24 protein-coding genes are annotated in these 23,544 nt (G+C 65.7%); 15 read left to right on the top strand and 9 right to left on the bottom strand.

The window, feature by feature from the left end:
* Positions 1-56: 56 nt before the first annotated feature.
* The 4 genes from AC6CIE_RS27040 to AC6CIE_RS27025 all read right to left on the bottom strand — a co-directional run bounded on the left by AC6CIE_RS27040 (position 57) and on the right by AC6CIE_RS27025 (position 3,854).
* Positions 57-1,826: a SulP family inorganic anion transporter gene (locus AC6CIE_RS27040; RefSeq protein ID WP_498094823.1), complete on the bottom strand. Its 1,770-nt coding sequence runs from the start codon at positions 1,824-1,826 to the stop codon at positions 57-59.
* Positions 1,827-1,929: 103 nt separating this feature from the next.
* Complete coding sequence (locus AC6CIE_RS27035) at positions 1,930-2,478, bottom strand: hemerythrin domain-containing protein (protein ID WP_279975236.1); 549 nt, start codon at positions 2,476-2,478, stop codon at positions 1,930-1,932.
* A gap of 25 nt (positions 2,479-2,503) precedes the next feature.
* On the bottom strand, positions 2,504-3,664 hold the full coding sequence (locus tag AC6CIE_RS27030; protein ID WP_286898753.1) for a D-alanyl-D-alanine carboxypeptidase family protein: 1,161 nt from the start codon (positions 3,662-3,664) through the stop codon (positions 2,504-2,506).
* Positions 3,546-3,854, bottom strand: a complete 309-nt coding sequence (locus AC6CIE_RS27025) for a hypothetical protein (RefSeq protein WP_498094923.1) — start codon at positions 3,852-3,854, stop codon at positions 3,546-3,548. The genes AC6CIE_RS27030 and AC6CIE_RS27025 overlap by 119 nt, the downstream gene beginning before the upstream one ends.
* Positions 3,855-4,083: 229 nt before the next feature.
* Between AC6CIE_RS27025 and AC6CIE_RS27020 the strand changes: the two genes are divergently transcribed.
* The 9 genes from AC6CIE_RS27020 (at position 4,084) to AC6CIE_RS26980 (ending at position 13,686) form a co-directional block, all read left to right on the top strand.
* On the top strand, positions 4,084-4,542 hold the full coding sequence (locus AC6CIE_RS27020) for an HU family DNA-binding protein (protein ID WP_063954526.1): 459 nt from the start codon (positions 4,084-4,086) through the stop codon (positions 4,540-4,542).
* A gap of 177 nt (positions 4,543-4,719) precedes the next feature.
* On the top strand, positions 4,720-5,232 hold the full coding sequence (locus tag AC6CIE_RS27015; protein WP_498094821.1) for a MarR family winged helix-turn-helix transcriptional regulator: 513 nt from the start codon (positions 4,720-4,722) through the stop codon (positions 5,230-5,232).
* 100 nt (positions 5,233-5,332) lie between these two features.
* Positions 5,333-6,493 (top strand): MFS transporter, encoded by a 1,161-nt coding sequence (locus AC6CIE_RS27010; RefSeq protein WP_279975252.1) that lies wholly within the window; start codon positions 5,333-5,335, stop codon positions 6,491-6,493.
* A gap of 87 nt (positions 6,494-6,580) precedes the next feature.
* A complete protein-coding gene (gene leuS, locus AC6CIE_RS27005) occupies positions 6,581-9,238 on the top strand; it encodes a leucine--tRNA ligase (RefSeq protein WP_498094819.1) in 2,658 nt (885 codons plus the stop codon).
* An 11-nt stretch (positions 9,239-9,249) separates the two neighbouring features.
* Positions 9,250-9,909 carry an LPS-assembly lipoprotein LptE gene (locus tag AC6CIE_RS27000; protein WP_175125200.1) on the top strand — a complete coding sequence of 220 codons (660 nt, stop codon included), beginning with the start codon at positions 9,250-9,252 and terminating at the stop codon, positions 9,907-9,909.
* A 3-nt stretch (positions 9,910-9,912) separates the two neighbouring features.
* Complete coding sequence (holA, locus tag AC6CIE_RS26995) at positions 9,913-10,968, top strand: DNA polymerase III subunit delta (RefSeq protein ID WP_343738098.1); 1,056 nt, start codon at positions 9,913-9,915, stop codon at positions 10,966-10,968.
* A 130-nt stretch (positions 10,969-11,098) separates the two neighbouring features.
* Positions 11,099-12,379 carry a glutamate-5-semialdehyde dehydrogenase gene (locus AC6CIE_RS26990; RefSeq protein ID WP_175139363.1) on the top strand — a complete coding sequence of 427 codons (1,281 nt, stop codon included), beginning with the start codon at positions 11,099-11,101 and terminating at the stop codon, positions 12,377-12,379.
* A 136-nt stretch (positions 12,380-12,515) separates the two neighbouring features.
* Complete coding sequence (locus tag AC6CIE_RS26985) at positions 12,516-12,896, top strand: hypothetical protein (protein WP_175185805.1); 381 nt, start codon at positions 12,516-12,518, stop codon at positions 12,894-12,896.
* A 4-nt stretch (positions 12,897-12,900) separates the two neighbouring features.
* Positions 12,901-13,686, top strand: coding sequence for a 2-keto-4-pentenoate hydratase (locus tag AC6CIE_RS26980; protein ID WP_498094816.1), 786 nt, complete (start codon positions 12,901-12,903; stop codon positions 13,684-13,686).
* Positions 13,687-13,868: 182 nt separating this feature from the next.
* Here the strand turns inward: AC6CIE_RS26980 and AC6CIE_RS26975 are convergent, their stop codons facing one another.
* Together AC6CIE_RS26975 and AC6CIE_RS26970 are read right to left on the bottom strand one after the other, a co-directional pair.
* The gene (locus AC6CIE_RS26975; protein ID WP_498094814.1) at positions 13,869-15,284 is read right to left on the bottom strand and encodes an amidase family protein; all 1,416 of its coding nucleotides are present in this window, start codon (positions 15,282-15,284) and stop codon (positions 13,869-13,871) included.
* An 84-nt stretch (positions 15,285-15,368) separates the two neighbouring features.
* The gene (locus tag AC6CIE_RS26970; RefSeq protein ID WP_498094812.1) at positions 15,369-16,238 is read right to left on the bottom strand and encodes a LysR family transcriptional regulator; all 870 of its coding nucleotides are present in this window, start codon (positions 16,236-16,238) and stop codon (positions 15,369-15,371) included.
* Between the two features lie 118 nt (positions 16,239-16,356).
* Between AC6CIE_RS26970 and AC6CIE_RS26965 the strand changes: the two genes are divergently transcribed.
* Positions 16,357-17,754: an MFS transporter gene (locus AC6CIE_RS26965; protein WP_498094810.1), complete on the top strand. Its 1,398-nt coding sequence runs from the start codon at positions 16,357-16,359 to the stop codon at positions 17,752-17,754.
* 20 nt (positions 17,755-17,774) lie between these two features.
* Here AC6CIE_RS26965 and AC6CIE_RS26960 read toward each other — a convergent pair whose 3' ends face one another.
* Both AC6CIE_RS26960 and AC6CIE_RS26955 read right to left on the bottom strand, forming a co-directional pair.
* On the bottom strand, positions 17,775-18,401 hold the full coding sequence (locus tag AC6CIE_RS26960; protein WP_498094808.1) for a hypothetical protein: 627 nt from the start codon (positions 18,399-18,401) through the stop codon (positions 17,775-17,777).
* Between the two features lie 75 nt (positions 18,402-18,476).
* A complete protein-coding gene (locus AC6CIE_RS26955; protein ID WP_498094921.1) occupies positions 18,477-18,755 on the bottom strand; it encodes a hypothetical protein in 279 nt (92 codons plus the stop codon).
* Here AC6CIE_RS26955 and AC6CIE_RS26950 point away from each other — a divergent pair.
* The 3 genes from AC6CIE_RS26950 (at position 18,718) to AC6CIE_RS26940 (ending at position 20,818) form a co-directional block, all read left to right on the top strand.
* Positions 18,718-19,656, top strand: a complete 939-nt coding sequence (locus tag AC6CIE_RS26950; protein ID WP_498094915.1) for a 3-hydroxyacyl-CoA dehydrogenase NAD-binding domain-containing protein — start codon at positions 18,718-18,720, stop codon at positions 19,654-19,656. The genes AC6CIE_RS26955 and AC6CIE_RS26950 overlap by 38 nt on opposite strands.
* 446 nt (positions 19,657-20,102) lie before the next feature.
* Positions 20,103-20,375, top strand: coding sequence for a GNAT family N-acetyltransferase (locus AC6CIE_RS26945; protein WP_175139369.1), 273 nt, complete (start codon positions 20,103-20,105; stop codon positions 20,373-20,375).
* Positions 20,376-20,413: 38 nt separating this feature from the next.
* Positions 20,414-20,818: a YchJ family protein gene (locus AC6CIE_RS26940; RefSeq protein ID WP_175139370.1), complete on the top strand. Its 405-nt coding sequence runs from the start codon at positions 20,414-20,416 to the stop codon at positions 20,816-20,818.
* 23 nt (positions 20,819-20,841) lie between these two features.
* On the opposite strand, the gene AC6CIE_RS26935 is transcribed toward AC6CIE_RS26940, so the two are convergent.
* A complete protein-coding gene (locus tag AC6CIE_RS26935; protein ID WP_498094806.1) occupies positions 20,842-21,711 on the bottom strand; it encodes a LysR substrate-binding domain-containing protein in 870 nt (289 codons plus the stop codon).
* A 151-nt stretch (positions 21,712-21,862) separates the two neighbouring features.
* Between AC6CIE_RS26935 and AC6CIE_RS26930 the strand changes: the two genes are divergently transcribed.
* Both AC6CIE_RS26930 and AC6CIE_RS26925 read left to right on the top strand, forming a co-directional pair.
* A complete protein-coding gene (locus tag AC6CIE_RS26930) occupies positions 21,863-22,573 on the top strand; it encodes a haloacid dehalogenase type II (protein ID WP_175139371.1) in 711 nt (236 codons plus the stop codon).
* 30 nt (positions 22,574-22,603) lie between these two features.
* Complete coding sequence (locus tag AC6CIE_RS26925; protein WP_498094804.1) at positions 22,604-23,344, top strand: aldolase; 741 nt, start codon at positions 22,604-22,606, stop codon at positions 23,342-23,344.
* Positions 23,345-23,544 lie beyond the last annotated feature (200 nt).

Genomic DNA, 23,544 nt, shown 5'->3' with positions numbered 1-23,544 from the left:
CGGACCGTCAGGGCCGCGACGGCGCCTGCGTCAACAAGCCCGCCGCAATCATCGCATCACCCATCTCGCTGCGGGCTGTCCGGCTGGCATTCCCAGAAGATCCGGGCCGTGCATCCCGCGCAAATGTTCCGGTCCAGCTTCGCGTAGATCGCATGCAATGCCGTCGCCTTGTCCGGAAAGATGTGATCGGCGCCCAGCCGCTCCAGAAATCCTGTGCGGCGCCACATGTCCATGACCTCTGGCCGAGGCCGGTGGAAATAAAGGTCGCCGCCCATCGCGCGCCGGGCCGCCAGTTCGTCGTCCCAGACCTGCGCGCCGGCCAGGTCGATGAAATTCATGCTCTTGGCCATGACCAGCAGATGGCGCGGCGCGCCGGGCGCCGAGCGCAGGTCATGCAGCCGCTGCGCCACGTGCGCCGCCGCGCCGAAATAGACCGACCCTTCCATGCGCAGCAGCTTCAGTTGGGGACATTCCGGCAACGCGTCCGGCTGATGCTCCAGCACGACGAAGCGGCGATCCAGCCCGCGTGAATCAAATCCCATTGTGCGCATCGCCGGCCGCGACGTGCGGTGCAGATACACCATGAGCGACAGCACCGTGCCCAGCAGGATCGCGACTTCCATGCGGATGGCGATCGTGGCGGCCAGCGTGGTGCCGGCGATGGCGCATTCGCCAGGCTGCGTGCGCAGCAGGTGCCGCCAGCGCGGCACGTCCAGCAGGGTCCAGGCCACGAGCAACAGCAACCCCGAGATCGCGGCATGCGGAATCAACGCCAGCAACGGCGCGGACACCGCCACCAGCAGCATCAGCAGCAGTGCCGAAAACACCGATGCCAGCGGCGTCTTCGCGCCGGCCTCGAAGTTGGGAATGGAGCGATTGAGCGATCCGCAGGACAGATAACAGGAAAAGAACCCGCCGACGACGTTGGACAGACCCTGCCCCACAAACTCGCGGTTCGCGTCGATGCGCTGCCCGGAACGCGTCGCCACCGCCTTGGCGATGGAAATGGACTGCGCCAGCGCCACGATGGTCAGCGCGAACGCCAGGCTCAGCAGATCGGGAAGCGCGCGCCAGTCGACGCTGGGCACATGAAACGGCGGCCACGGTTGCGCGATCGCGCCCAGCACGGGAACCGGCGCATCCCCGGGGGCCAGGACCCACGTATTGAAAACCCATGCCGCAAACGTCCCCGCGGCCAAGCCCAGCAGCATGTAAGGTTTGCGCTTGTCCAGCCCGCGTGCCAGCAACGCCGTGACCAGGGTGACCAGCGTCACCAGCAAAGCACCCGGATGCACCTGCCCGAGATGCGTGGCGACGCTTTCCAGCACCGCCCCCGCGCCGTGCGCTTCTGGCGACGGCAGGCCCAGCGCGTCCTTCAAAGCATGCACCGCGATCAGCACGGCCGCGCCGCTGGTAAAGCCGAACAACGCCGACGGTGATATGAAGTGCGCCAGCGATCCCAGCCGCAAGACACCCACCAGCCACTGCATGACGCCGACCAGCACGGTCACGGCAAGCGCAAGCTGGATGTAGGCGGGGCTGCCCGCAGCCGCCAGCGGCGCCAGCACGGCAAACAGCGCCAGCGAATTCGCGTTGGTCGGGCCCGACATCACATGGCGGCTGGAGCCGAACAACGCCGCCACGATACAGGGCACGATGGCCGAATACAGGCCGTACTCCGGCGGCAGGCCCGCCAGCGTGGCAAACGCAACGCCCTGCGGCAGCACCAGCAACGCCCCCAACAGGCCCGCCGCCAGATCGGCGCGCAGCGTCAACCGGTTGACGTCGTCCACCCACGAGCCGAAAAGCCGGCGCGCGACGTTCATTCCCCCCTGCATCATCCTGTCTTGTTCCCTGGGCATCGGCGTTCACGCCGGTCCGGCTAGGGTAAACGCTCGACCTTGACCACGCAACGCGGCAATCAGCGGATTAGCCCGCTTCACCGCCACGGCGCGCCTTCATGGCCTGGCCGATCGCGGCCAGCGCATCGTCAGGTATCAGCCGCGCCGCCATCGGCAGCAGCTCGTCCTCTTCGCGCCGGATGTGCGCGTTGTAGGCGTCGGTGAAGGCCTGGACCTGCTGCGCCGGCAATTGCGCCGGCCGACCCGCCGCGATCTCGGACAGCGTCTCGCGCAGGGGTTCCCACAGTCCGGCCAAATGCCGATGATCAGCCATCAGACCGTCAACCAGCGCGTGCAGGCACACCGCGTCGGACCCCGCCATGGAATCGATCAGGGCGGGAAACAGGTCCTCTTCTTCGTCTTCGTGGTGATGGGCGGCGGCCGTGTCGAAATACCGGCGCACACTGGTGGCGGCAGTTTGCGCCGCAGCGTCGCTGCCATGCGCGGGCAGGTGCGCCGCCAGCCGCGCCAGCGTGGCGCATTGGCGCGCGATGCGTCCGTGGCACGCCGACAGCAGTGCCAGCGGATCGTCAGGGCCCGGCGCCGCGGCCGGTCCGCCTGGAAAGCTCACTGCCATCGCCTACCTCCGAAATCGTGTTGCGTTATCCCTGCGTGCCGCGCCACCACAAACGGATGGAGTCCCACGCGCGGCCGGCAATGCCCGCCTCGGCCACCGGCTCCAGCGCGACAACCGGGAAGTGCATGGCGGGCTTGCCGTCCACCGTCACCCGCAGTTCGCCCACCGTCGATTGCGCGGCGATCGGCGCAACCAGCGGCGCCTGCGGCGCCCAGACCGATTCGACCTTCGCGCCGGCGGGCACGGTGACGTACGCGTCCCGCGAGAAGCCGACCTTCATGCTGTCCGCCTCGCCCTTCCAGACCTCCGGCGTCGCGACGGTTTGCCCGCTCGCGTAGAGCTTGATGGTATTGAACCCCTGGAAGCCCCATTCCAGCAACTCGCGGCTTTCCTGCGTGCGCAGCTTGTCGGACGCGGTGCCGACCACCACCGTGATCAGCCGCCGCTGATCGCTGCCATTGGGCCGGCGCGCCGAGGCAATGATGCAATAGCCGGCCGATGCCGTATGTCCGGTCTTCAACCCATCAACGCTGGGATCCAGCCACAGCAGCCGGTTGCGGTTGGGCTGCGTGATCTTGTTGAAGGTGAACTGTTTGGCCGAATCGTAGGTCTTGTAGAGCTGAGGAAAATCGCGGATGAAGCGGGTGGCCAGGATCGACAGGTCGCTCGCGGTGGAATACGTATTCGGATCCGGCAGCCCGTGCGGACTGGCGAAACGCGTAGCGTGCAAGCCCAGACGCGCGGCGGTGTCGTTCATGCGTTCGACAAAGGCTTCGACGCTGCCCGACACGGCCTCGGCCAGCGCGACGGCCGCGTCATTGCCCGATTGGATCATCAACCCGCGCAGCAGGTCGTCCACCGACACCTTGGTGTTTGGCTCCAGGAACATCTTCGAGCTTCCCGCCGGCACCTTCCAGGCCCGCGTCGAGATCGTGACGAGCTGGTTCGCGGTGAGCTCTTTCTTGGTCAACGCCTCGAACACCACATAGGCCGTCATGATCTTGGTCAGGGACGCCGGCTCGATGCGCGTCGTGGCCGCGTGCGACGCAATGACCTGGCCGCTGGTTTCATCCAGCAGCAGCCACGCCTTGGCCGACAGCGCTGGCGCGGGCATCGATTGCGCCATTGCGCTGGATATACAAGCGGTCGCAACGAGCAGGCTCGCCGCCAACTTCTTCATCAACATATAGCTGCTTCACTTCCATGTTCTGGTTTTCTTCGGGCGCGCGCGATTGCAAGGGAAAGGCCTGATTCCAGGCACTTTCCGCGCCTGCCTGCCGCGCGCGCCGCCCGCAATTGGAACATGCGCCGCCAGATAGGTTCATCCGCATGCCTCGCGACGGCGTCTGACCGCGCGCCTTCACAGCGATTTCCATCGCGCGCGCGGCCTGCGGCTATGGCCCGCGAAAACGCCGGCGAATGTCACGACATCTTGCGAAACCCCTTGCAGAAAGCACTTTTCTGCGTCGAAAACAACAAACAGTGGCTTAAAACCCGGTGGAAAGCCGCTTTTACCGCCACTCTTCCGCTATCATCGGGCGCGTAGCGTCAAATGCCGATATCCGGCACACGCTGCTCCATGTCCTCAACATACGGATTTTGACCATGGCCACGAAAGCTAAAGCTCCTGCCAAGAAAGTCACCAAGACCGCCGTCAAGGCGCCCGCAAAGAAGGCAACTGCCGCCAAGCCCGCCGTGAAGCCGGCTGCCAAGAAGGCCGTCGCCGCCAAGAAGGTCGCTGCCGCCCCCAAGGCCATCAAGGCCGCGATGAACAAGACCCAGCTCATCGCCTACATCGTTGAGCAATCGGGCGTCGAAGCCAAGTCGGTCAAGGCCGTCCTGGCCAGCCTGGAAACCTCGGTGCTGGGTTCCGTGGACAAGAAGGGCGCTGGCGAATTCACGCTGCCCGGCCTGTTCAAGGTTGCCGTGCAAAAGGTTCCCGCCAAGGCCAAGCGCTTCGGCAAGGATCCGTTCACGGGCGAAGAGCGCTGGTTCCCCGCCAAGCCGGCTTCGGTCAAGGTGAAGGTTCGCCCGCTCAAGAAGCTGAAGGACGCCGCGCAGTAATTTCATTACGCGCAGTCTCCGGTCAAGCCGGAAAGGCCCGCCTCGCAAGAGGCGGGCCTTTCTTTTTTTCGCGCGCGCTTTGCGCTATGCCGCCCACGCTTTGCGTTGATCCCGAGCCGCTGCTAGAATTTTGTCTTTACGTGAAGATACTTCACATTAAAACAACAGCCACTCGCCATGAATGACCTCGTCGATCTCGTGATTTCGCAGTGGGCCAAAGAGTGCCCGTCGCAAGACTTCTCCGCCATGTCGGTCGTTGCGCGTCTCTTCCGCCTGAATGCCTTCGCGGCCCGCAACGTCAACCGCACCTTTCGCCAATACAACCTGCACCAGGGCGAATTCGACGTGCTCGCCACGCTCTACCGCACCGGCGCCCCCCACGCCATGAATCCGCAAAAGCTTGTCGAAGCCCTGTTGCTCACGTCCGGCGCCATGACCAATCGCCTGGACAGGCTGGAACAGGCCGGGCTGCTCGTGCGCAGCCCCAATCCCAAGGACCGGCGCGGCGTCATCGTGTCGCTCACCGCCGAAGGACTGCGCGTCATCAAGGTCGTGCTCAAGGACTATCTGGCCGATCTGAATGAATTTCTCGAACCGCTGTCGGCGGCCGAGCGCCGCCAATTGGCCGGTCTGCTGAAGAAACTGCTGCTCAAGCAGGACCAGGACACGCCCGGCAGCGTCGGTGCGTAACCCGTAGCGACCGCTTCATCTTCAATACCATTTGCGCTTCAGATCAGTGACTTCCCCCGAACAAACCACCCCGACCCTCACCGCCCCCATCATCCTCCTGATGTCGGTGGCGACCGGCCTGGCCGTCGCCAGCAATTATTACGCGCAGCCCCTCTTGCACACCATCGGCCAGCAGTTCTCGATTTCGAACGCAACGGCCGGCACGATCGTCACCACCGCGCAGCTCAGCTACGCCGTGGGGCTGATGCTGCTGGTGCCGCTGGGCGACATGTTCGAGCGCCGTTCGCTGATCGTGCTGATGAACCTGCTGTCGGCGGGCGGCCTGCTGATTTCCGCCTTCTCCACCAGCATCTCGATGCTCATCATCGGCACCGCGCTGACCGGCATGCTGTCCGTCGTCGCCCAGATCCTCGTGCCGTTCGCGGCCACGCTGGCGGCGCCCCACGAGCGCGGCAAGGCCGTGGGCACGGTCATGAGCGGGCTGCTGCTGGGCATCCTGCTGGCCCGCACCGCGGCGGGCGCGCTGGCCGACGTGGGCAGCTGGCGCACGGTGTATTGGGTCGCCGCCATCCTGATGCTGTGCATGTCCGCCGTCCTGTGGCGCGTATTGCCTCGCTACCAGAGTCCCACGGCAATGAGCTATCCGCAGCTGCTGGGCTCCATCCTGCGCATGTTCGTCGAGGAACCCCTGTTCCGCGCCCGGTCCCTCATCGGCGGGCTGCTGTTCGCCGCCTTCAGCATGCTGTGGACGCCGCTGACCTTCCTTCTGGCTGGCCCGCCCTATGAATACAGCAACACCACCATCGGCCTGTTTGGCTTGGCGGGCGCCGCCGGGGCCTACGCTGCCAACCGCTTCGGGCGCCTCGCCGACCGCGGTCTGGGCAATCTCGCCACCCGCGTTGGTCTGCTGCTTCTGCTGGGCTCCTGGGGACTGATGGCCTTCGGGCAGGTGTCGGTGCTTGCTCTGCTGGCCGGCATCCTGGTGCAGGATCTGGCGATCCAGGGCGTACACGTCACCAACACCAGCTCCATCTACCGCCTGCGGCCCGAGGCGCGCAGCCGCCTGACCGCCGGTTACGTCACCTGCTACTTCATCGGCGGCGCGTCGGGTTCGCTGGTTTCGTCCTGGTTGTACGCCCATTTCGGCTGGCCCGCGGTGGTGATCGCGGGCGCCGTCCTGGCGGCCCTCACGCTGGCTTATGGCGCGCTTGCGCCCAGTGCGCGCATCCCCGAAATGCCCTCGCCCCCTGCCAGCGCCTAGCACCTCCTATAATCAGGGGTTTTGACCGCCACCGCGCCCCGGCGCGATGGGGCGGCTCACCCCTTTTTCGCCACCGCGCACGAGCCCATGCAGGAACGCTACCTCCCCACTACCGTCGAAGCGGCCGCCCAACAAGACTGGCAGGCCCGCGACGTCTATCTGGTCCACGAACACGCCAAGAACTCCGACGGCTCCGAAAAGCCCAAGTTCTACGCCTGCTCCATGCTGCCCTATCCCAGCGGCAAGCTGCACATGGGCCACGTGCGCAACTACACCATCAACGACATGATGGCCCGCCAGCTGCGCATGCGCGGTTACAACGTGCTCATGCCCATGGGCTGGGACGCCTTCGGCATGCCGGCCGAAAACGCCGCCATCAAGTCCAAGGTGCCGCCCGCCAAGTGGACCTACGACAACATCGCCTACATGAAGAAGCAGATGAAGGCGATGGGTCTGGCGATCGACTGGACGCGCGAAATGTGCGCCTGCGATCCGCAGTACTACAAGTGGAACCAGTGGCTGTTCCTGAAGATGCTCGAAAAGGGCGTGGCCTACCGCAAGACCCAGGTCGTCAACTGGGATCCGGTCGACCAGACCGTGCTGGCCAACGAACAGGTCATCGACGGCCGCGGCTGGCGTTCCGGCGCCCTCGTTGAAAAGCGCGAGATCCCCGGCTACTACCTGCGCATCACCGATTACGCCGACGAACTGCTCGGCGCCGTTCAGAACGACCTGCCCGGCTGGCCCGAGCGCGTGCGCCTGATGCAGGAAAACTGGATCGGCAAGTCCGAAGGCCTGCGCTTTGCCTTCCCGCACCAGATCGCCGGCCAGGACGGCCAGCTGATCCAGGACGGCAAGCTGTACGTCTTCACCACCCGCGCCGACACGATCATGGGCGTGACGTTCTGCGCCGTGGCGCCCGAACACCCGCTGGCCTCGCACGCGGCGGCCAACAATGCGCCGCTGGCCGCGTTCATCGAACAATGCAAGCTTGGCGGCACCACCGAGGCCGAAATGGCCACGCGTGAAAAAGAAGGCATGCCCACGGGCCTGTTCGTCACGCACCCCATCACGGGCGCGCAGGTCGAAGTCTGGGTCGGCAACTACGTGCTCATGACCTACGGCGACGGCGCCGTCATGGGCGTGCCGTCGCACGACGAGCGCGACTTCGCCTTCGCCAAGAAATACAACCTGCCCATCGTGCAGGTCGTGGACGTGCCCGGCAAGGACTATTCCACCGACGCCTGGCAAGAATGGTACGGCGACAAGCAATCGGGCCGCACCATCAATTCCGGCAAGTACGACGGCCTGTCCTACAAGGAAGCCGTGGACGCCATCGCGGCCGACCTCGGCGAAAAGGGCCTGGGCGAAAAGCAGACCACGTGGCGCCTGCGCGACTGGGGCATTTCGCGCCAGCGCTACTGGGGCACCCCGATCCCGATCATCCACTGCGAAGACTGCGGCCCGGTGCCGGTCCCGGAAAAGGACCTGCCCGTGGTCCTGCCCGACGACCTCATCCCCGATGGCAGCGGCAATCCGCTGGCCAAGAACGAGGCCTTCCTGTCCTGCGCGTGCCCCAAGTGCGGCAAGCCCGCGCGCCGCGAGACGGACACGATGGACACGTTCGTGGACTCGTCCTGGTATTTCATGCGCTACACCTCGCCCGGCAACGACAACGCCATGGTCGACCAGCGCAATGACTACTGGATGCCGATGGACCAGTACATCGGCGGCATCGAGCACGCCGTGCTGCACCTGCTGTATGCGCGCTTCTGGACCAAGGTCATGCGCGACATGGGCCTGCTCAACTTCGACGAACCCTTCACCAAGCTGCTGTGCCAGGGCATGGTGCTGAACCACATCTACTCGCGCAAGACGCCCCAGGGCGGCATCGAGTATTTCTGGCCTGAAGACGTCGACAACGTCTACGACGATCGCGGCGCCATCGTCGGCGCCAAGCTGAAGTCGGACGGCTCGGCCATCAACTACGGCGGCGTGGGCACGATGTCCAAGTCCAAGAACAACGGCGTCGATCCGCAATCCCTGATCGACACGCTGGGCGCCGACACGGCCCGCCTGTTCGTCATGTTCGCCAGCCCGCCCGAGCAGACCCTCGAATGGTCCGACTCCGGCGTCGAAGGTTCCAACCGCTTCCTGCGCCGCCTCTGGTCCATCAGCTACGGCCATCGCGAAGCCATCGCCCGTGGCCTGGCCCAAGGTACGGACTGGACGCAGGCGCCCGCCGCCGTCAAGGATCTGCGCCGCGAGGTCTACGGATTGCTCAAGCAGGCCGACTACGACTACCAGCGCATCCAGTACAACACCGTCGTGTCCGCCTGCATGAAGATGCTGAACGCCATCGACGACGCCAAGCTGCCGGAAGGCGCCGAGGCCGACGCAGCCTATGCCGAAACCGTCGGCGTCCTGCTCCGCGTGCTGTACCCGGTCGTGCCGCACGTCACCTGGCACCTGTGGCAGGATCTGGGCTACGCCAAGGAACTCGGCGACCTGCTCGATGCGCCGTGGCCGCACGTGGACGAAGCCGCCCTCGTCGCCGACGAGATCGAACTGATGCTGCAGGTCAACGGCAAGCTGCGCGGCTCCATCCGCGTGGCCGCCAAGGCCCCCAAGGAAGACATCGAAAAACTGGCCGCCAGCCAGGAAGAGGTCGCCCGATTCCTGGAAGGCCGTCCGCCCAAGCGTGTCATCGTGGTTCCGGGCAAACTGGTCAACGTCGTAGGCTGATGAGGTCAAGCATGTACTTCGCCGGGCAACAATCGCAACTCTCCCGCCAATCCTGGCTGCTGCGCGGCGCCTGCCTGGCGCTGTTCATGCTGCTCACCGCCTGCGGTTTCGCGCTGCGCGGCGTGACCCCGATGCCGTTCGAACGCCTGTACGTAGGCATCCCCGATACCACCCAGTTCGGCGCGGACGTGCGCCGCGCGCTGCGCGCGGCCTCGCCCGACACCAAGCTGGTCGACACGCCCAAGGAAGCGCAGGCGATCCTCCAGCAGGTCAATGACTCGCGCACGCTGCGCGAGGTCTCGCTCAACGCTCAGGGCCGTGTGGAATCCTACGAACTCGGCATCAACTACACGTTCCGCCTGATCGACGCCCAGGGCCGCGCGCTGGTCCCGGACACGACGCTGTCCATCTACCGGGAAATGCCGTACGACGATCAGGTCGTGCAGGCCAAGCAGGGCCAGATCGACACCCTGTTCAAGGCCATGCAACGCGATCTGGTCTCGCGCGTGCTGCGCCGCATCACCGCGCCTGACGTGCACAAGGCATTCGAAGCCGCGCAGGAAGGCGACGACGAAAACACGCCGCTGTTCAACCCGAACGAACCGCAGCGGCCGCGCGTGCCCACTCCCTGGCAGACGCCGTCCGTCACCGACCCGACCAACGTCCGCTAGCCCATGGCACAGCCTCTGGACGCGGATCGGCTGGCCGAACACCTGCAGCGGCCCGGCAATCGGCTGGCGCCGCTGTACACGGTCTCCGGCGACGAACCGCTGCTGGTGACCGAAGCCGTCGACGCGTTGCGCGCTGCCGCGCGCAACGCCGGCTACACCGAGCGCCTGTCCATGGTGATGGACGCGCGAAGCGACTGGAGCGCGGTCCTTGCCGCCACCCAGAGCGTGTCGCTGTTCGGCGACCGCCGCATCCTTGAAATCAAGATCCCCACCGGCAAGCCGGGCAAATCCGGCGCCGACACCCTGACCAAGCTGGCCGAACAGGCCGAAAAGCAGCCCGAGGCCGATACGCTCGTCTTGATCGCCTTACCGCGCCTGGACAAGGCCACCCGCGAAAGTCGCTGGATGCAAGCGCTGGTGCGCGCCGGCATGGCCGTCGACATCGCCAACATCGAACGCAGCCGCCTGCCCGCCTGGGTCGGCATGCGCTTGGCGCGTCAGAACCAGCGCGCCGACAGCGCCACCCTGCAATGGATGGCGGACAAGGTCGAAGGCAATCTGCTGGCCGCCCACCAGGAAATCCAGAAGCTCGGCCTGCTCTACCCCGAGGGCCAGCTCGCCCCCGAGGACGTGGAGCGCGCCGTGCTGAACGTCGCCCGCTACGACGTCTTCGGCCTGCGCGACGCCATGCTGGCCGGCGACATCGGACGCACCATCCGCATGATCGACGGCTTGCGCGCCGAAGGCGAAGCCCTGCCGCTGGTGCTGTGGGCGGTCGGCGAAGAAATCCGCCTGCTTGCCCGTATTGCCGAGGCGCGCGCGTTGGGACAGGATGCCAACGGCCTCATGCGCCGCCTGCGCATCTTCGGCGCCCACGAACGCTTGGCGCTGCAGGCCCTGAACCGGGTCCAGCCCGGCGTCTGGCCCGCCGCCGTGCAGCACGCCCACGAAGTCGACCGCCTCATCAAGGGCCTCTCGGTGCCCGGCCGCCTCTCGGATCCCTGGGAAGAAATGACCCGGCTGGCCCTGCGCGTGGCCGCCGCCGGCGGACGACCGTGAAGGCGGCCTCGCCGCCGCCTTCGCCTCGTCCCCCTTGCGCTCCCACACCCGGTCCCCAGACCGGATCTCGCCCGGCCCGACAGCCGGATATACACTGAATCTCCAGGCGGCGCCCGCGCCGCCCCATCACATGATCGACGCCGCCATGTCCTCGTCCTCCATCGAACAAGCCATGCTCACCCTGGGCGAAAACGCCCGCCGCGCCTCGCGCGCCATGATGCGCGCCGACAGCGCCGCCAAAAACCAGGCGCTGATCGCCATGGCCGACGCCCTGGCCGCCAGCCACGACGAACTGAAAGCCGCCAACGAGAAAGACGTGGCCGCTGCCCGCGCCAATGGGCTGGAACCCGCGCTGCTGGACCGCCTGACGCTGTCGGACAAGACGCTGGCGCACATGGCAGAAGGCCTGCGCCAGATCGCCGCGCTGCCCGATCCGATCGGCAGCATCACCGCCACCACCGTCCGGCCAAATGGCATGCGCGTCGCCCAGATGCGCGTGCCATTAGGCGTGATCGGCATCATTTACGAATCGCGCCCCAACGTCACCATCGACGCCGCTGCCCTGTGCCTGAAGTCCGGCAATGCCGCCATCCTGCGTGGCGGCAGCGAGGCCCTGCACTCCAACGTGGCGCTCGGCCGCATCGTGCAAACGGGCCTGGCCGCCGCCGGCCTGCCGCAGGATGCGGTGCAGGTCGTCGCCACCGCCGACCGCGCGGCCGTGGGCGCGCTTATCACTATGACCGAACACATCGACGTGATCGTGCCGCGCGGCGGCAAGGGCCTCATTGCCCGCCTGTCCCAAGAGGCGCGCGTGCCGCTCATCAAGCACCTGGACGGCAACTGCCATATTTACATCGACGCCGCGGCGGATCCGGACAAGGCCCACGCCATCGCCCTGAACGCCAAGACCTACCGCTACGGCATCTGCGGCGCCATGGAGACGCTGCTGATCGACGCGGTGGCCGCCGTGTCCATCCTGCCCAGCCTGGCCGCCGCCTTCACCGAACACGGCGTGGAACTGCGGGGCTGCCCGCGCACACTGGCGCTGCTGCCTCACGCCACGCCCGCCACCGAAGAAGACTGGGCCACCGAATACCTGGCGCCCATCCTGGCCGTGCGCATCGTCGACACGCTGGACGACGCCATCGAACACATCGCACGCTACGGCTCGGGCCACACCGACGCGATCGTCACGCAAGACCTGTCGGCGGCGCAGCGCTTTCAGCGCGAGGTCGACTCCAGCTCGGTCTACGTCAACCTTCCGACCTGCTTTGCGGACGGCTTCGAGTACGGCCTGGGCGCCGAGATCGGCATCTCCACGAACCGTCTGCATGCGCGCGGCCCCGTGGGCCTGGAGGGCCTGACCACGCTCAAGTGGGTGCTGAACGGCGAAGGCCAGACCCGCGGCTGACAGCCCCGGGCGCGCCCGCGCTCGTACTGACGCGGCCCTGAACACGGGGCCGCGCCAAGCCCTCTACAATAGGGCCAGCTTTTTTGCCTGAATTTGTCCATCCCACGCGGCCCGGCCGCGCATCGTTGAGATCCCCATGCATTCACCCGTCATGGCCATGGCCTTCAGCCTTTTCGTGCTCTGTTTCATCACCTGCACGATCAGCGGCATCGTGCTGTTCTTCGTCAAGACCAAGCAGGTCAACGCGGCGCTCAAGCACCCGTACCTGCAGCACCGGCCGTTCAAGCAGTTTCCGCTGGCGATCCAGGCCGCGATCATGCTGGATTACTTCTTCCGCCTGATGTTTCCGGGCACGCGCTTCTGGCTGATCGGCAACGCCAACGACCTGCTGTCCCACGTCGAACCCAAGAAGATCCCGCTCGCCCTGAAATGGCCGATCGTCGGTTTCTGGGGCTCGTGCTGGCTGGGTCTGATTGCCATGATCGTGTTGTGGATCATGCTGTTCCTTGGAGTCTGAACGCATGCAGATCAAGTTTGAAGACTATCCCGGCAGCGTCGATGCGGCGCGCTTCCTGATTGCCGCGCGCCAGTCGGGCATCGCCGGCCCGCGCCTGCCCGCCGAATGCCGCCCGCAGTCCTTGGGCCAGGCATTTGCGGTGCAGCAGCGCACGGCCGAACTGCTGCGCGCGACTCGCCAGGACAGCATCGCTGCCTGGAAAAGCGCGCTGCCGTCTCCGGAAAAAACCGTCGTGGCGCCCATCTACGCATCAGGCACGGCGGACGCCGCGGCCGGCCCCATCGCCGCCGGCAGCGACATCGTGCGCATTGAGCCCGAGATCGCATTTGAGCTTGCCCGCGACCTGCCGCCGCGCGACACGCCGTACACCGAAGCCGAGATCGACGCCGCGGTGGGCGGCGCCCGCCTGGCGCTGGAAGTCCTGGGCTGTCGCTACGCGTCCCCGGAACACGCCAGCCTGCCCGAACTGCTGGCGGACCACATGTTCAATCAGGGACTGGTGCTTGGCCCCCGCATCTCGTCGCCCGATTCGGCGCCGGGCTGCATGACCATCACGCTCAAGGTCGACGGCGTCGAAGTCGAGCAGCACGCCGGCATCCACCCCAACGATCGTCCCAAAGCCGGACTTTATTGGCTGGCCAATTTCCTGCGAGAGCAAGGTCTGGGTCTGACGGCCGGCCAGCATGTCATCACCGGATCGTACGCGGGATTCCTGGACGTCCCTGCGAATAAGGATGTCGAACTGACGTACGGTGACCTAGGCGTGCTGAAGGTGCGTTTCGGCGGCTGAACACGCACGCCGGCGGTTGAAGGTGCGCTCAGGCGGTTGAACACGCACATCAGATGAAGACGCGGCGCCAGCCCTGACGCCGCCCACGTTCCCCTGCCACGGTCACCGCTTACCGCTACCACCGGCCGAAAGCAAAGCTGCGGTTATCGACCACCGCCCCCAGCCCGCCGACCGTGGCGCGGTTATCGAAGCGCCGGCTCCGCAATGCCGACGGCCTCGCCGCCTGCCTCGATGATCTCGCCAGCCGCCAGGCACAGATCCTCGCGGAATCGCCCCGCCACCACCTGCACGCCCACCGGGCTCGGTCCCGCAGTGCTCATGGCGCTCCCCATCGCCACGGACAGTCCGGGCAGCCCCATGAACGGCAAACCGATCTGGGTCATCTGCGCGCGCCAGACCCGCGCGTAAGCCGCATCGCCCTGCAGGTCCAGGTTGTCGGGGAACGGCAATTCCGCCGACACCGGCAGCAACAGCACGGGGTATTCAGCAAGAAACACCTCCCACAGACGCGTGAGCGTCGCACGGCGCGTCAGCACCGCCGAAAAGCTTGTCAGATCGGCGCTTGCCGCCTTGTCTCGCTGCCCGGCCAGCGCCACCAGCGCGCCGCGGTCGCCCTCTTTTTCCGCTGCCGCCAACATCGCGTCATAGCCATCGGCCATCCACATGCGGATCTGCAGGTCGGCGGCCTCCTGCATCGGGGGTATCGCGTCCAGGGTATCGACCGACCAGCCCGCCTCGCTAAGCCGCCGCGCTGCTTCCTGCAATGCCTTCACGATGGCCGGATCGGTGTCCATGCCGTCCGGGTTCAAACACAGCGCGGCCCGCTTCGGCACATCCGGGCCGGTCAGCGGCGCGGGCACCCACCACGGATCCCGCGGATCCGGCGCGGCTAGTGCGGCCAGCCCCAACCGGATATCGGCAATGGTGCGCCCCAAAGGCCCTGACACCGCCGTGATCTGCCCGCCAATCGACCGCTCCGGCAACGACGCGTTATACGCCGCCACCCGGCCCAGCGACGGACGCAGGCCATGCACGCCGCACGCATACGCCGGATAACGGATCGAACCAGCGATGTCCGTGCCATGCGCCAGATGCCCGATGCCGGCCGCCACCGCAGACGCGGCGCCGCCCGACGAGCCGCCGGGCGTCAACGCCGGATTACGGGGATTGCGCGTATCGCCATGCAGCGCGTTGCCGGTAAACCAGCGCAGCGAAAACGCCGGCGTATTGGTCCTGCCCACGATCACCGCACCGGCGCGCCGCAAGTTGTCGACGACGGGACTGTTCCGTTCGGCGATCAGGTCCTTCTGCAGGCGCACGCCGTTGGTCGTGGCAAAGCCCGCCTGATCCACGTTGACCTTCACGGTGACGGGCACACCCGCCAGCAGGCCGGGATCTTCCCCGCGCGCGACCGCCGCGTCCACCTCTGCGGCCTGCGCCAGCACGTCCTCGGGCCGGTGATCCACCACCGCGTTGATCGCGGGATTGACGGCATCGAGCCGTTGCAGCGCGCTTTGCGCAGCCTGCACGGCGGACACCTCACGCTTGCGGACAAGGGTGGCAAGCTCAACTGCGGACAAACGCCAAAGATCGGACACGCGCGACTCCTGAAAATGTGGATTTTTCTGCGGGCCAGCAAACCTTAGCGCCAGTCTCGCCGCTCCACAACCCTCGGCTTGCCGCTAATTGCTCTCTTCGAAGACGTCGACAATCGCGTCCGCCACCGCCCTCACGCGCGCGGTGCGGTTCAGGTCGCCATGCATCACCAGCCACAGGTCATAGGCCTCGCTGCGGGCTGGCCAGATCCGCACCAGTTCGGGATGGTCCGGCGCCATGTGGGTCGGCAACTCGCCGATGCCCAGTCCCGCCACCACCGCGTCGATGATCATCAGACCGGAATTCACCTCGACGCCGATGCGGCCGTTGCGGGTGGGCTCGCCGCATAGCGAGTCCGACCAGCCGGGCAGCACGGCCTGCTGATACGCGATCAAGGTGTGCCCCGCGAACGCGGTGCCGGGCTTGGGTTCACCGTGCGCGGCCAGGTACGCCCGCGACGCGTACAACCCCACCTCCTTGCGCGCCAGATGGCGATGGATCAGATCGGGGTTGTCGGGCTTGATGTTGCGGATGGCCAGATCCGCCTCGCGGCGCGTCAGGTTGCTGATCTGAATGCCAGTGGACAGCACCACGCGGATATCCGGGTGCTCGGCATGGACCCGCTTGATGGCTTCCATGATGAAGTAGCGGGCCACTGTTTCCGAAGTCGCAACCCGGACGACGCCGGACAGTCGGTGATCCAGCCCCTGCATCTGGCGTTGAAGCTGGTCAGCCGCCTGCTCCATGCGCTCGGCGGCGGCAAAGGCCAGCTCGCCCGCCGCCGTCGGCACGTACCCGCCGGGCGTGCGCAGGAAAAGACGCGCGTCCAACGACGCTTCCAATGCGGCCAAACGCCGGCCGGCAGTGGCCTGGTCGATCTGCAGAACCGCCGCAGCGCCGCGCAGCGTCCCCACGCGGTGGATCGCCAGAAATATCCGTGCGTTATCCCAATCCATTTCAAGCCCTTGATGCAATTCTGCATGACTATAAAGCAGTAATTCGGCTTTTTTGCATCAAAGGATCCGCCTAAGCTTTGCCCTCTCCGCGCGTTGCGCCATCAGAAAGAAACTTGCCATGTCCTCCGCCTGCCGCCCCGTCGTTTCAATGGACGTGCCGTCCGCTTCCTCCACGGGATGGGTGCCTTTGGTCACCCTGGCCGTCGGCTTCGTCATGGCCATGCTCGACGTGACGGTGGTCAATGTCGCAATCCCCAGCATCGCGCTCCAGTTCACCGTGCCGCTCACGGACCTCGTCTGGATCGTCGACGGCTACACTCTGACCTTCGCCGCGTTGCTTCTGGTTGCCGGCGCGCTGGCCGACCGCTATGGCGCCAAGACGCTCTACCTGACCGGGCTGGGCGTGTTCACCGCCGCGTCCCTGCTTTGCGGGCTGGCGCCGAACGCCGACATGCTGATCGCGGCGCGGATGCTGCAGGGCGTTGGCGCGGCGCTCTTCATGCCCAGCTCGCTCAGCCTGCTCACGCACGCCTATGCCGACGAAAACGTGCGCAACCGCATGCTGGCCGCATGGTCAGCCATTGTGGCCGTCGCTGGCGCATCCGGACCGTTGCTTGGCGGCGCGCTCATCCATCAGTTCGGCTGGCGCAGCATCTTCCTCATCAACATCCCGCTGGGTCTGGCCGGCCTATGGCTCGCCCGCCGCCGCATCGCAACCGCGCCGCGGCGTCCCCGCGCGCTCAACCCCTTGAGCCACCTGCTCGGCGTCGTCGCGCTGTCTTCCTTGTGCTTCGTCCTGATCCAGGGCAACGCGTATGGCTGGACCTCCCCGTCGATCGCTGCCACGGCGCTGCTGAGCCTGGCTGCGTCGGCGCTGCTCGTGCACCGCGAACGCCGGCACGCCCAGCCCATCATCCCGCGTGCGCTCTTCGCCACCCGTCAATTCGCCGCCGCCAACGGCGTGGGGTTTCTCATCAACCTCGCCTCATATGGCCAGTTGTTCCTGCTGAGCCTGTTCCTGCAACACGCGCGCGGCGCCGATGCGTTGCAGACGGGCATCGAACTCGTGCCGATGCTGGCGGTGTTCTCCATCGGCAATCTCATCTCGGGCCGTGTGTCGTCGCGGTGGAGCGTGTCGGCTTCGCTGCTGGGCGGCGTCTCGCTCGCGGCGGTGATGAGCGCCATCGGCATCGCCACCTTTACACCCGGCGTCGCCTACTGGCCATTCGCCGTTGTCGTCGCCCTGGCTAACCTGGGCGTCGGCATCGCGGTGCCTGCGATGACCAGCATCGTCATGCAGGTCTCTGGCAGCCAGCACGCCAACAGCGCAGCGGCAGCCTTGAACGCCAATCGCCAATCCGGCGCGTTGGTCGGCGTTGCAGTCATGGGCACCATCCTGCATCTCTTGCCGGACTGGCATGCCAGCCTGCCTGCCGCCTACAGCGTGATCACGGTCAGCTACGTCATCACCGTCGTGCTGACCGTGCGCTTCCTGCGCCGCGCCCGCAACGCCTGAGCGCGCGGCGGTATCTTGCTTCACCCGCCCCCCATAATCGCGACGCCGCGCCCAGCGTAGAACCTGTCGAAATCAGCCAGCGGCAGCTCCACATCCGCTTGCGAACCCGGCTCGCCCGACGGGTTGTGAAACCTCACAGACGTGGGCGTGGCGCGCGTCACCAGCACCAGGTGTCCGCCTTTTTTCGGTGGCTCCCTGTCGGGCCACCGAATCCAGGGGTGGACCGACGCCATGAAGAAATCCGACTGCGCCATCAGACCCGGCAGGTCCGAGGCGGGCAGATCGACGCACACCTGCGCATGCAAACCGAAAACGTCGGCGACATATCGCACGAACGGCGCATAGATCAGGCCCTTGATGTTTCCGTCCGCTTCCTCCACGTACGCGCCATACGGCAAGCTGCCGCGGGCGAGCGCCAAGGTTGGATGAACGCGCCCGGTCCGCGCCGCCAGCACCATCTTCAAACACGCCATCCCGCAGACATGGCTGGCCCAGCGCACATACTCGTCCAAATCTCGTGCGCCGGAATCGCGCCATGCGGGGTCGTGCGCCAGATCCAGCTCCTTGCGAATGATTTCGCCCGCCCGATGCGCGGACTCCCATTGGCAGAAATACGGAACGGTTTCGCGCGCGGGCGTCGGACTCATGCAAGGCTCCCGAGAGGTCGGAAAGCCCTTATGTTGCCGCCGCACTGCCCGCGTGGCAACGGCCCTTGCTTTGCTTCACAATGCAGCAAACCCAACAAAGGAGACCTGCATGTCCAGCATTGCGCCGTCTAGTTCTGCTTCGTCCGGTTCTGTTTCGTCCGGTTCTGCTTCGTCCGGTTCTGCTTCGTCCGGTTCTGCTTCGTCCGGTTCTGCTTCGTCCGGTTCTGCTTCGTCCGGTTCTGCTTCGTCCGGTCCTGCTTCGTCCAGCTCTGTCTCGCCCGGTCCTGTTTCGTCCAGTTCCGTTCCATCCAGTTCTATTTCGTCCAGCCTCGGCCCCATCCGCCGCGTCGCCATCGTCGGCGCCGGCACCATCGGCGCCAGTTGGGCCGCGTTGTTCCTCGCGCACGGAGTGGAAGTCGTCGTCAGCGACCCCGGCCCGCATGCACAGGCCCAGACCCTTGCCCGCGTGCAGGCGGCATGGCCGGTCCTGGCCGAGCTCGGCCACGTGCGCCCCGGCGCCACCGCCGACGCGTTGCGCTTCGACCCCGACCTGCAAACCGCCCTGGCTGGCGTCGACTTCGTCCAGGAAAACGCGCCCGAGCGCGAAGATTTCAAAACCGACCTCTTCGCCCGCATCGACGCCATCCTGCCCCCGCACGTCATCGTCGCCTCCAGTTCGTCCGGCCTCATCATGAGCCGTCTGCAATCGCGCTGCCGCCATCCCCAGCGTTTCGTGATCGGCCACCCCTTCAATCCGCCCCACCTCATTCCGCTGGTCGAAGTCGTCGGCGGCGACCAGACCTCCGCCGACACGATGGACCGCGCTATCGACTTCTACCGCAGCATGGGCAAACACCCCATCCGGCTGAACAAGGAAGTCCCGGGCCACATCGCCAACCGCCTGCAAGCCGCCCTATGGCGAGAAGCCATCCACCTGGCCGCCGAAAACGTCGCCAGCGTCGCGGACATCGACGCCGCCGTCTCCCAAGGCCCCGGCCTGCGCTGGGCCCTTTTCGGCCCCCACATGACGTTCAACCTGGGCGGCGGCGAAGGCGGCCTCGCCCACTTCATGCACCACTTGCTAGGCCCCGTGCAGACCTGGTGGGATGACCTCGGCACCCCCGAGGTCACGCCAGCACTGCAACAACGCCTGATAGAAGGCGTCAACGCCGAGGCCGGCCACCAAAGCATCGCAGACCTCGTCGAAGCCCGCGACGCGCAACTCACTGCACTGATCAAAGTGTTGCGCCGGTGAGACCCTCGGAAAGGGACGCCGGGGAGTTCAGTTCGGCGGCGCTATCATCGGGGAGTTCGACATCGAACGTCGGCAGCCAAAGCCAATCCAAGCGCCGCACGGCGGGGCGACCGAGGGTGCGCCGCGATTTATGTACGAAGCCGATATTGGAAAATCTTGCTCAAACTTCATGCGCAAGGGGCTGGCGCGCGTTCGCGCCGGCATGCTTTTCCACCGGCATGCTTTGCCACCGACACGCTTTTTCACCGGCAAGGTTCTCCACCGGCGACGCTATTCCTCAGGCGACGCCTCTCCACCAGCGACGCTTTGCGCAGGTCCGAAACTTGCTCCGCTTTTAAGTGCCTGATCGCGAGACGGGTGCCTGGTCGTGAGACGGGAATCTGCTCTCGGCAAGAAGTGCATTCTCTATCCGACCGTCTTCGTCACCAACGAAGGAGTTTTCTCGAATGATTTCCGTAATTCACGACACCGACCGTTCCCGCTTCACCGCCACCGTCGACGGCGTACTCTGCGTCCTGGACTATCAGCTCGAAAACGGCGCCATGGCCATCACGCACACGGGCGTGCCCAGTGCGGTCGGCGGCCGCGGCATCGCCGCCGAACTGACCCGCCAGGCACTGCTCACCGCGCGCGAAAACGGCTGGAAGGTCCGCCCCTACTGCTCCTACGCCGACGCCTACATCCGCCGACATCCCGAATACACTGACCTGTTGGCGTAATCCTCTCTCGCAAGACAACTCACTTCAACTCCCCCGCCGTGCCGAAGCAAACAAGTCACACCAAAGCGCCTTGCCCCTGCGGCAGTCCTCGTTCCTACGCCGACTGCTGCGGCCGCTGGCACGACGGCCCGCAATCGCTTCAAGCCCCCACTGCCGAAGCCCTCATGCGCTCGCGATACAGCGCCTTCGTGCTGGACAAGCTGCCCTACCTGCTGGCCACTTGGCATCCCACCACGCGCCCCGCGTCACTCGAGTCCAATTCGCCCGGTTTGAAATGGCTTGGCCTGCAGATCAAGGCCGCAGCCGACCAGGACGCCGAGCACGCCACCGTCGAATTCGTAGCCAGAAGCCGCCTGGACGGCCGCGCCAGCCGCATGCACGAGACCAGCCGCTTCGTGCGCGAGAACGGACAATGGTTCTACCTCGACGGCGACGTGCGCTGATCCCACGCCGCTAATTGCCAGCGTTAAGGCGCGGACGGTGCCAAGTCCCCGTCAATGGCCCGCTTCAGCGCATCCAGCAGATCGATCCCGACGGCGCCAAGCCCGCGCGCGTCGCCCACGATCGCCAGCTCGGTCGGCGGCACATCGGCAAATCCGTCTGCAGCGGCCAGTTCAACGTGCGTCTCCAGCCGCGCCGAGGTCGGCAACAGACTGATCCCCAACCCCGCCGCGACCGCTGCCTGCACGCCGGCCAGACTATGGCTGTGGTACGCGATATGCCACGGCTGCCCCGCGCTTTCCAGCGCATAGATCATCCGCTTGCGATACACACATCCCTGCGGAAATAGGACCAACGGCACCACCGCTGCCTTCTCATTGCGCTGTCGACCGCCCACCCACACCAGGCGTTCCGGCCATGCCGCAATGCAAGGACCATCGCCAGGCTCCCGCTTGACCAGCGCCAGCTCCAGCTCGCCCGACGCCAGCCCGGCGCGAAGATCCGTGCTCATGCCGCTAAGCGTTTCCAACCGCACCTGCGCGTGGCGCGCGGCAAATTCCGCCAGCAGCACCGTCAACCGCGACACATCGAAGTCCTCCGGCACACCCAGCCGTACCACCCGCGCGGCCCGCGGCGCCGACAACACGTGCTCCGCCTCCCCTGCGATCGCCAGCAAGCGTCGCGCATAGGTCAACATCAGCTCGCCGTCCTCGGTTGCCGACACATTGCCGCCGGCACGGTCCCGAAGCAGCAACGTCTTGCCCACGCTCTGCTCAAGCTTGCGCACCTGCTGACTGACGGTCGATTGCGTGCGATGCACCCGGCTGGCGGCACGGGTGAAACTGCCTTCGTCCACGACGCAGACCAGCGTCTTCAATAGTTCAAGATCCAGCATCTGGTTCAACTCGTATTGGACAGCGCCCGCCATGACCTTCACACAGGATAGGCTTATTTAGCAATCAACTGAGTGCGCGATTTTTATTAATTTTACAACTGCGGCACCGGAATCTTACGCTGTAGATTCCACCACCGCTGAAGGAACCGACATGCCCCTCGATCACACTCGACCCCAATGGCTCACCTTTGACTGCTACGGCACGCTCATTCAATGGGACGAAGGCCTGCAGGCCGCAGTGGAAAAAATTCTCGAGGCCCACCCCGGGTCCACGCCAAGGCCCTCCGCTGCGCAGTTCCTGCATGAATACGACGAGCACGAGCACCGCCTCGAGCGCACCCCGCCCTACCGCAACTTCGCTGACGTAACCCGCGAATCGTTGCGGCTCACCATGAAGCATTTTGGCCTTCCGTACCGGCCCGAAGACGCAACGATGCTCACGAGCAGCATCTCCCGCATGCCACCGTTTCCCGAAGTCGTCGACACGCTCGCCAAGCTAAAGCAAGCCGGTTTCCGCCTTTGCATCATTTCCAACACGGACGACGACATCATCGCCGGCAACGTCGCCCAACTGGGCGGCCATATCGACCGCGTCATCACAGCCGAGCAGGCCCACGCCTACAAACCGTCACGCGCCATCTTCGCTCACGCCCATCAAGCGCTGGGGGTCACCGCAGCAGACGTCGTGCACATCTGCGCCAGCCCGCACCTGGACCTCGTCGCGGCCCGGGACATCGGCTTCCGATGCGTCTGGATCGACCGCGGCACCGGCCGCAAGCCCTTGCCTGACTACCGCCCTGAAGCTACCGTAGCAACTCTGGATCGTGTGCCTGACCTGTTCCGCGACGCCGGCTGGCTCTGATCCCCCTCTCATCTTTTTTTGAAGGTTGCCATGAACCAGGAACCCGGTTTCGCCGACGCTCTCTTCCATGCCGATCCCGTAACCGCCCTGCGCACGGATCTGGCGCTGGCACTACGTGCGGCGGCAGCTCACGGCTTGGGCGAAGGCGTCTGCAACCACTTCAGCGTCGCGTTGCCCGGCGACCCCGATCATTTCCTTCTCAACCCTCGAGGCCTGATGTGGAACGAGGTCCAGGCGGAAGACATCGTGCTCGTCGACGCGTATGGCAACAAACTCGCCGGCCGGCACGAGGTTGAACCGACAGCCATGTTCATCCACGCTGCGATCCATCGCATCGCGGGCAAGGCCTGTGTGCTGCACACCCACATGCCCTACGCCACCGCGCTCACCCTTACTTCCGATCGCGGCCTGGACACCACCCTGTCCCAAAACGCCATGCGCTTCCATGCCCGACTTGCCATCGACGCGGAATACAACGGACTCGCGTTGGACGTGACCGAAGGCGAACGCATCGCCCACGCCATGCAGGGCGCCGACATCGTCTTTTTGGGCAATCATGGCGTCGTCGTCTGCGGGGAACGACTCGATTACGCGTACGACGACCTCTTCTTCCTCGAACGCGCCTGTACCGCGCAAGTCCTCGCGCAGTCCACCGGGCGTCCACTCGAACCCGTCAACGCGGAAATCGCAGCGAAGGTCGCCGGACAGATTCAAAGCGAACGCCTGCAGTCCGAGCTGTTCTTCGAAGCCCTGCGCCGCCAGCTCCCCTAACCTCGAAAACATCGAACCAAACAAAACCCCTCGCGGCGCCAGCCGCGAGGGGTTTCTTAATTAAAGCGATATACCAAGGATGTTCTGAGGCCAGCAGCGCATAGCCGCGCCCCGCGCCGACGTATTAGCGCTCCGCGCCCAACCTGCTTCTGTTGTCAGGCAAAGGCACCGCTCGCCACGCGCCAGCAAGCTGGGCACTC

This window comes from Achromobacter sp. GQ309 (genome assembly GCF_059759315.1).
The sequence above is the reverse complement of the archived record's forward strand: the minus strand, read 5'-3'. Positions and strand labels throughout refer to the sequence as shown.

Coding starts and splice junctions, on each gene's coding strand:
- AC6CIE_RS27040 (WP_498094823.1), bottom strand. CDS start 1,826: ATGAACGTCGCGCGCCGGCTTTTCGGCTCGTGGGTGGACGACGTCAAC.
- AC6CIE_RS27035 (WP_279975236.1), bottom strand. CDS start 2,478: ATGGCAGTGAGCTTTCCAGGCGGACCGGCCGCGGCGCCGGGCCCTGAC.
- AC6CIE_RS27030 (WP_286898753.1), bottom strand. CDS start 3,664: ATGTTGATGAAGAAGTTGGCGGCGAGCCTGCTCGTTGCGACCGCTTGT.
- AC6CIE_RS27025 (WP_498094923.1), bottom strand. CDS start 3,854: ATGGAAATCGCTGTGAAGGCGCGCGGTCAGACGCCGTCGCGAGGCATG.
- AC6CIE_RS27020 (WP_063954526.1), top strand. CDS start 4,084: ATGGCCACGAAAGCTAAAGCTCCTGCCAAGAAAGTCACCAAGACCGCC.
- AC6CIE_RS27015 (WP_498094821.1), top strand. CDS start 4,720: ATGAATGACCTCGTCGATCTCGTGATTTCGCAGTGGGCCAAAGAGTGC.
- AC6CIE_RS27010 (WP_279975252.1), top strand. CDS start 5,333: ATGTCGGTGGCGACCGGCCTGGCCGTCGCCAGCAATTATTACGCGCAG.
- leuS (WP_498094819.1), top strand. CDS start 6,581: ATGCAGGAACGCTACCTCCCCACTACCGTCGAAGCGGCCGCCCAACAA.
- AC6CIE_RS27000 (WP_175125200.1), top strand. CDS start 9,250: ATGTACTTCGCCGGGCAACAATCGCAACTCTCCCGCCAATCCTGGCTG.
- holA (WP_343738098.1), top strand. CDS start 9,913: ATGGCACAGCCTCTGGACGCGGATCGGCTGGCCGAACACCTGCAGCGG.
- AC6CIE_RS26990 (WP_175139363.1), top strand. CDS start 11,099: ATGATCGACGCCGCCATGTCCTCGTCCTCCATCGAACAAGCCATGCTC.
- AC6CIE_RS26985 (WP_175185805.1), top strand. CDS start 12,516: ATGCATTCACCCGTCATGGCCATGGCCTTCAGCCTTTTCGTGCTCTGT.
- AC6CIE_RS26980 (WP_498094816.1), top strand. CDS start 12,901: ATGCAGATCAAGTTTGAAGACTATCCCGGCAGCGTCGATGCGGCGCGC.
- AC6CIE_RS26970 (WP_498094812.1), bottom strand. CDS start 16,238: ATGGATTGGGATAACGCACGGATATTTCTGGCGATCCACCGCGTGGGG.
- AC6CIE_RS26965 (WP_498094810.1), top strand. CDS start 16,357: ATGTCCTCCGCCTGCCGCCCCGTCGTTTCAATGGACGTGCCGTCCGCT.
- AC6CIE_RS26960 (WP_498094808.1), bottom strand. CDS start 18,401: ATGAGTCCGACGCCCGCGCGCGAAACCGTTCCGTATTTCTGCCAATGG.
- AC6CIE_RS26955 (WP_498094921.1), bottom strand. CDS start 18,755: ATGGCGACGCGGCGGATGGGGCCGAGGCTGGACGAAATAGAACTGGAT.
- AC6CIE_RS26945 (WP_175139369.1), top strand. CDS start 20,103: ATGATTTCCGTAATTCACGACACCGACCGTTCCCGCTTCACCGCCACC.
- AC6CIE_RS26935 (WP_498094806.1), bottom strand. CDS start 21,711: ATGCTGGATCTTGAACTATTGAAGACGCTGGTCTGCGTCGTGGACGAA.
- AC6CIE_RS26930 (WP_175139371.1), top strand. CDS start 21,863: ATGCCCCTCGATCACACTCGACCCCAATGGCTCACCTTTGACTGCTAC.
- AC6CIE_RS26925 (WP_498094804.1), top strand. CDS start 22,604: ATGAACCAGGAACCCGGTTTCGCCGACGCTCTCTTCCATGCCGATCCC.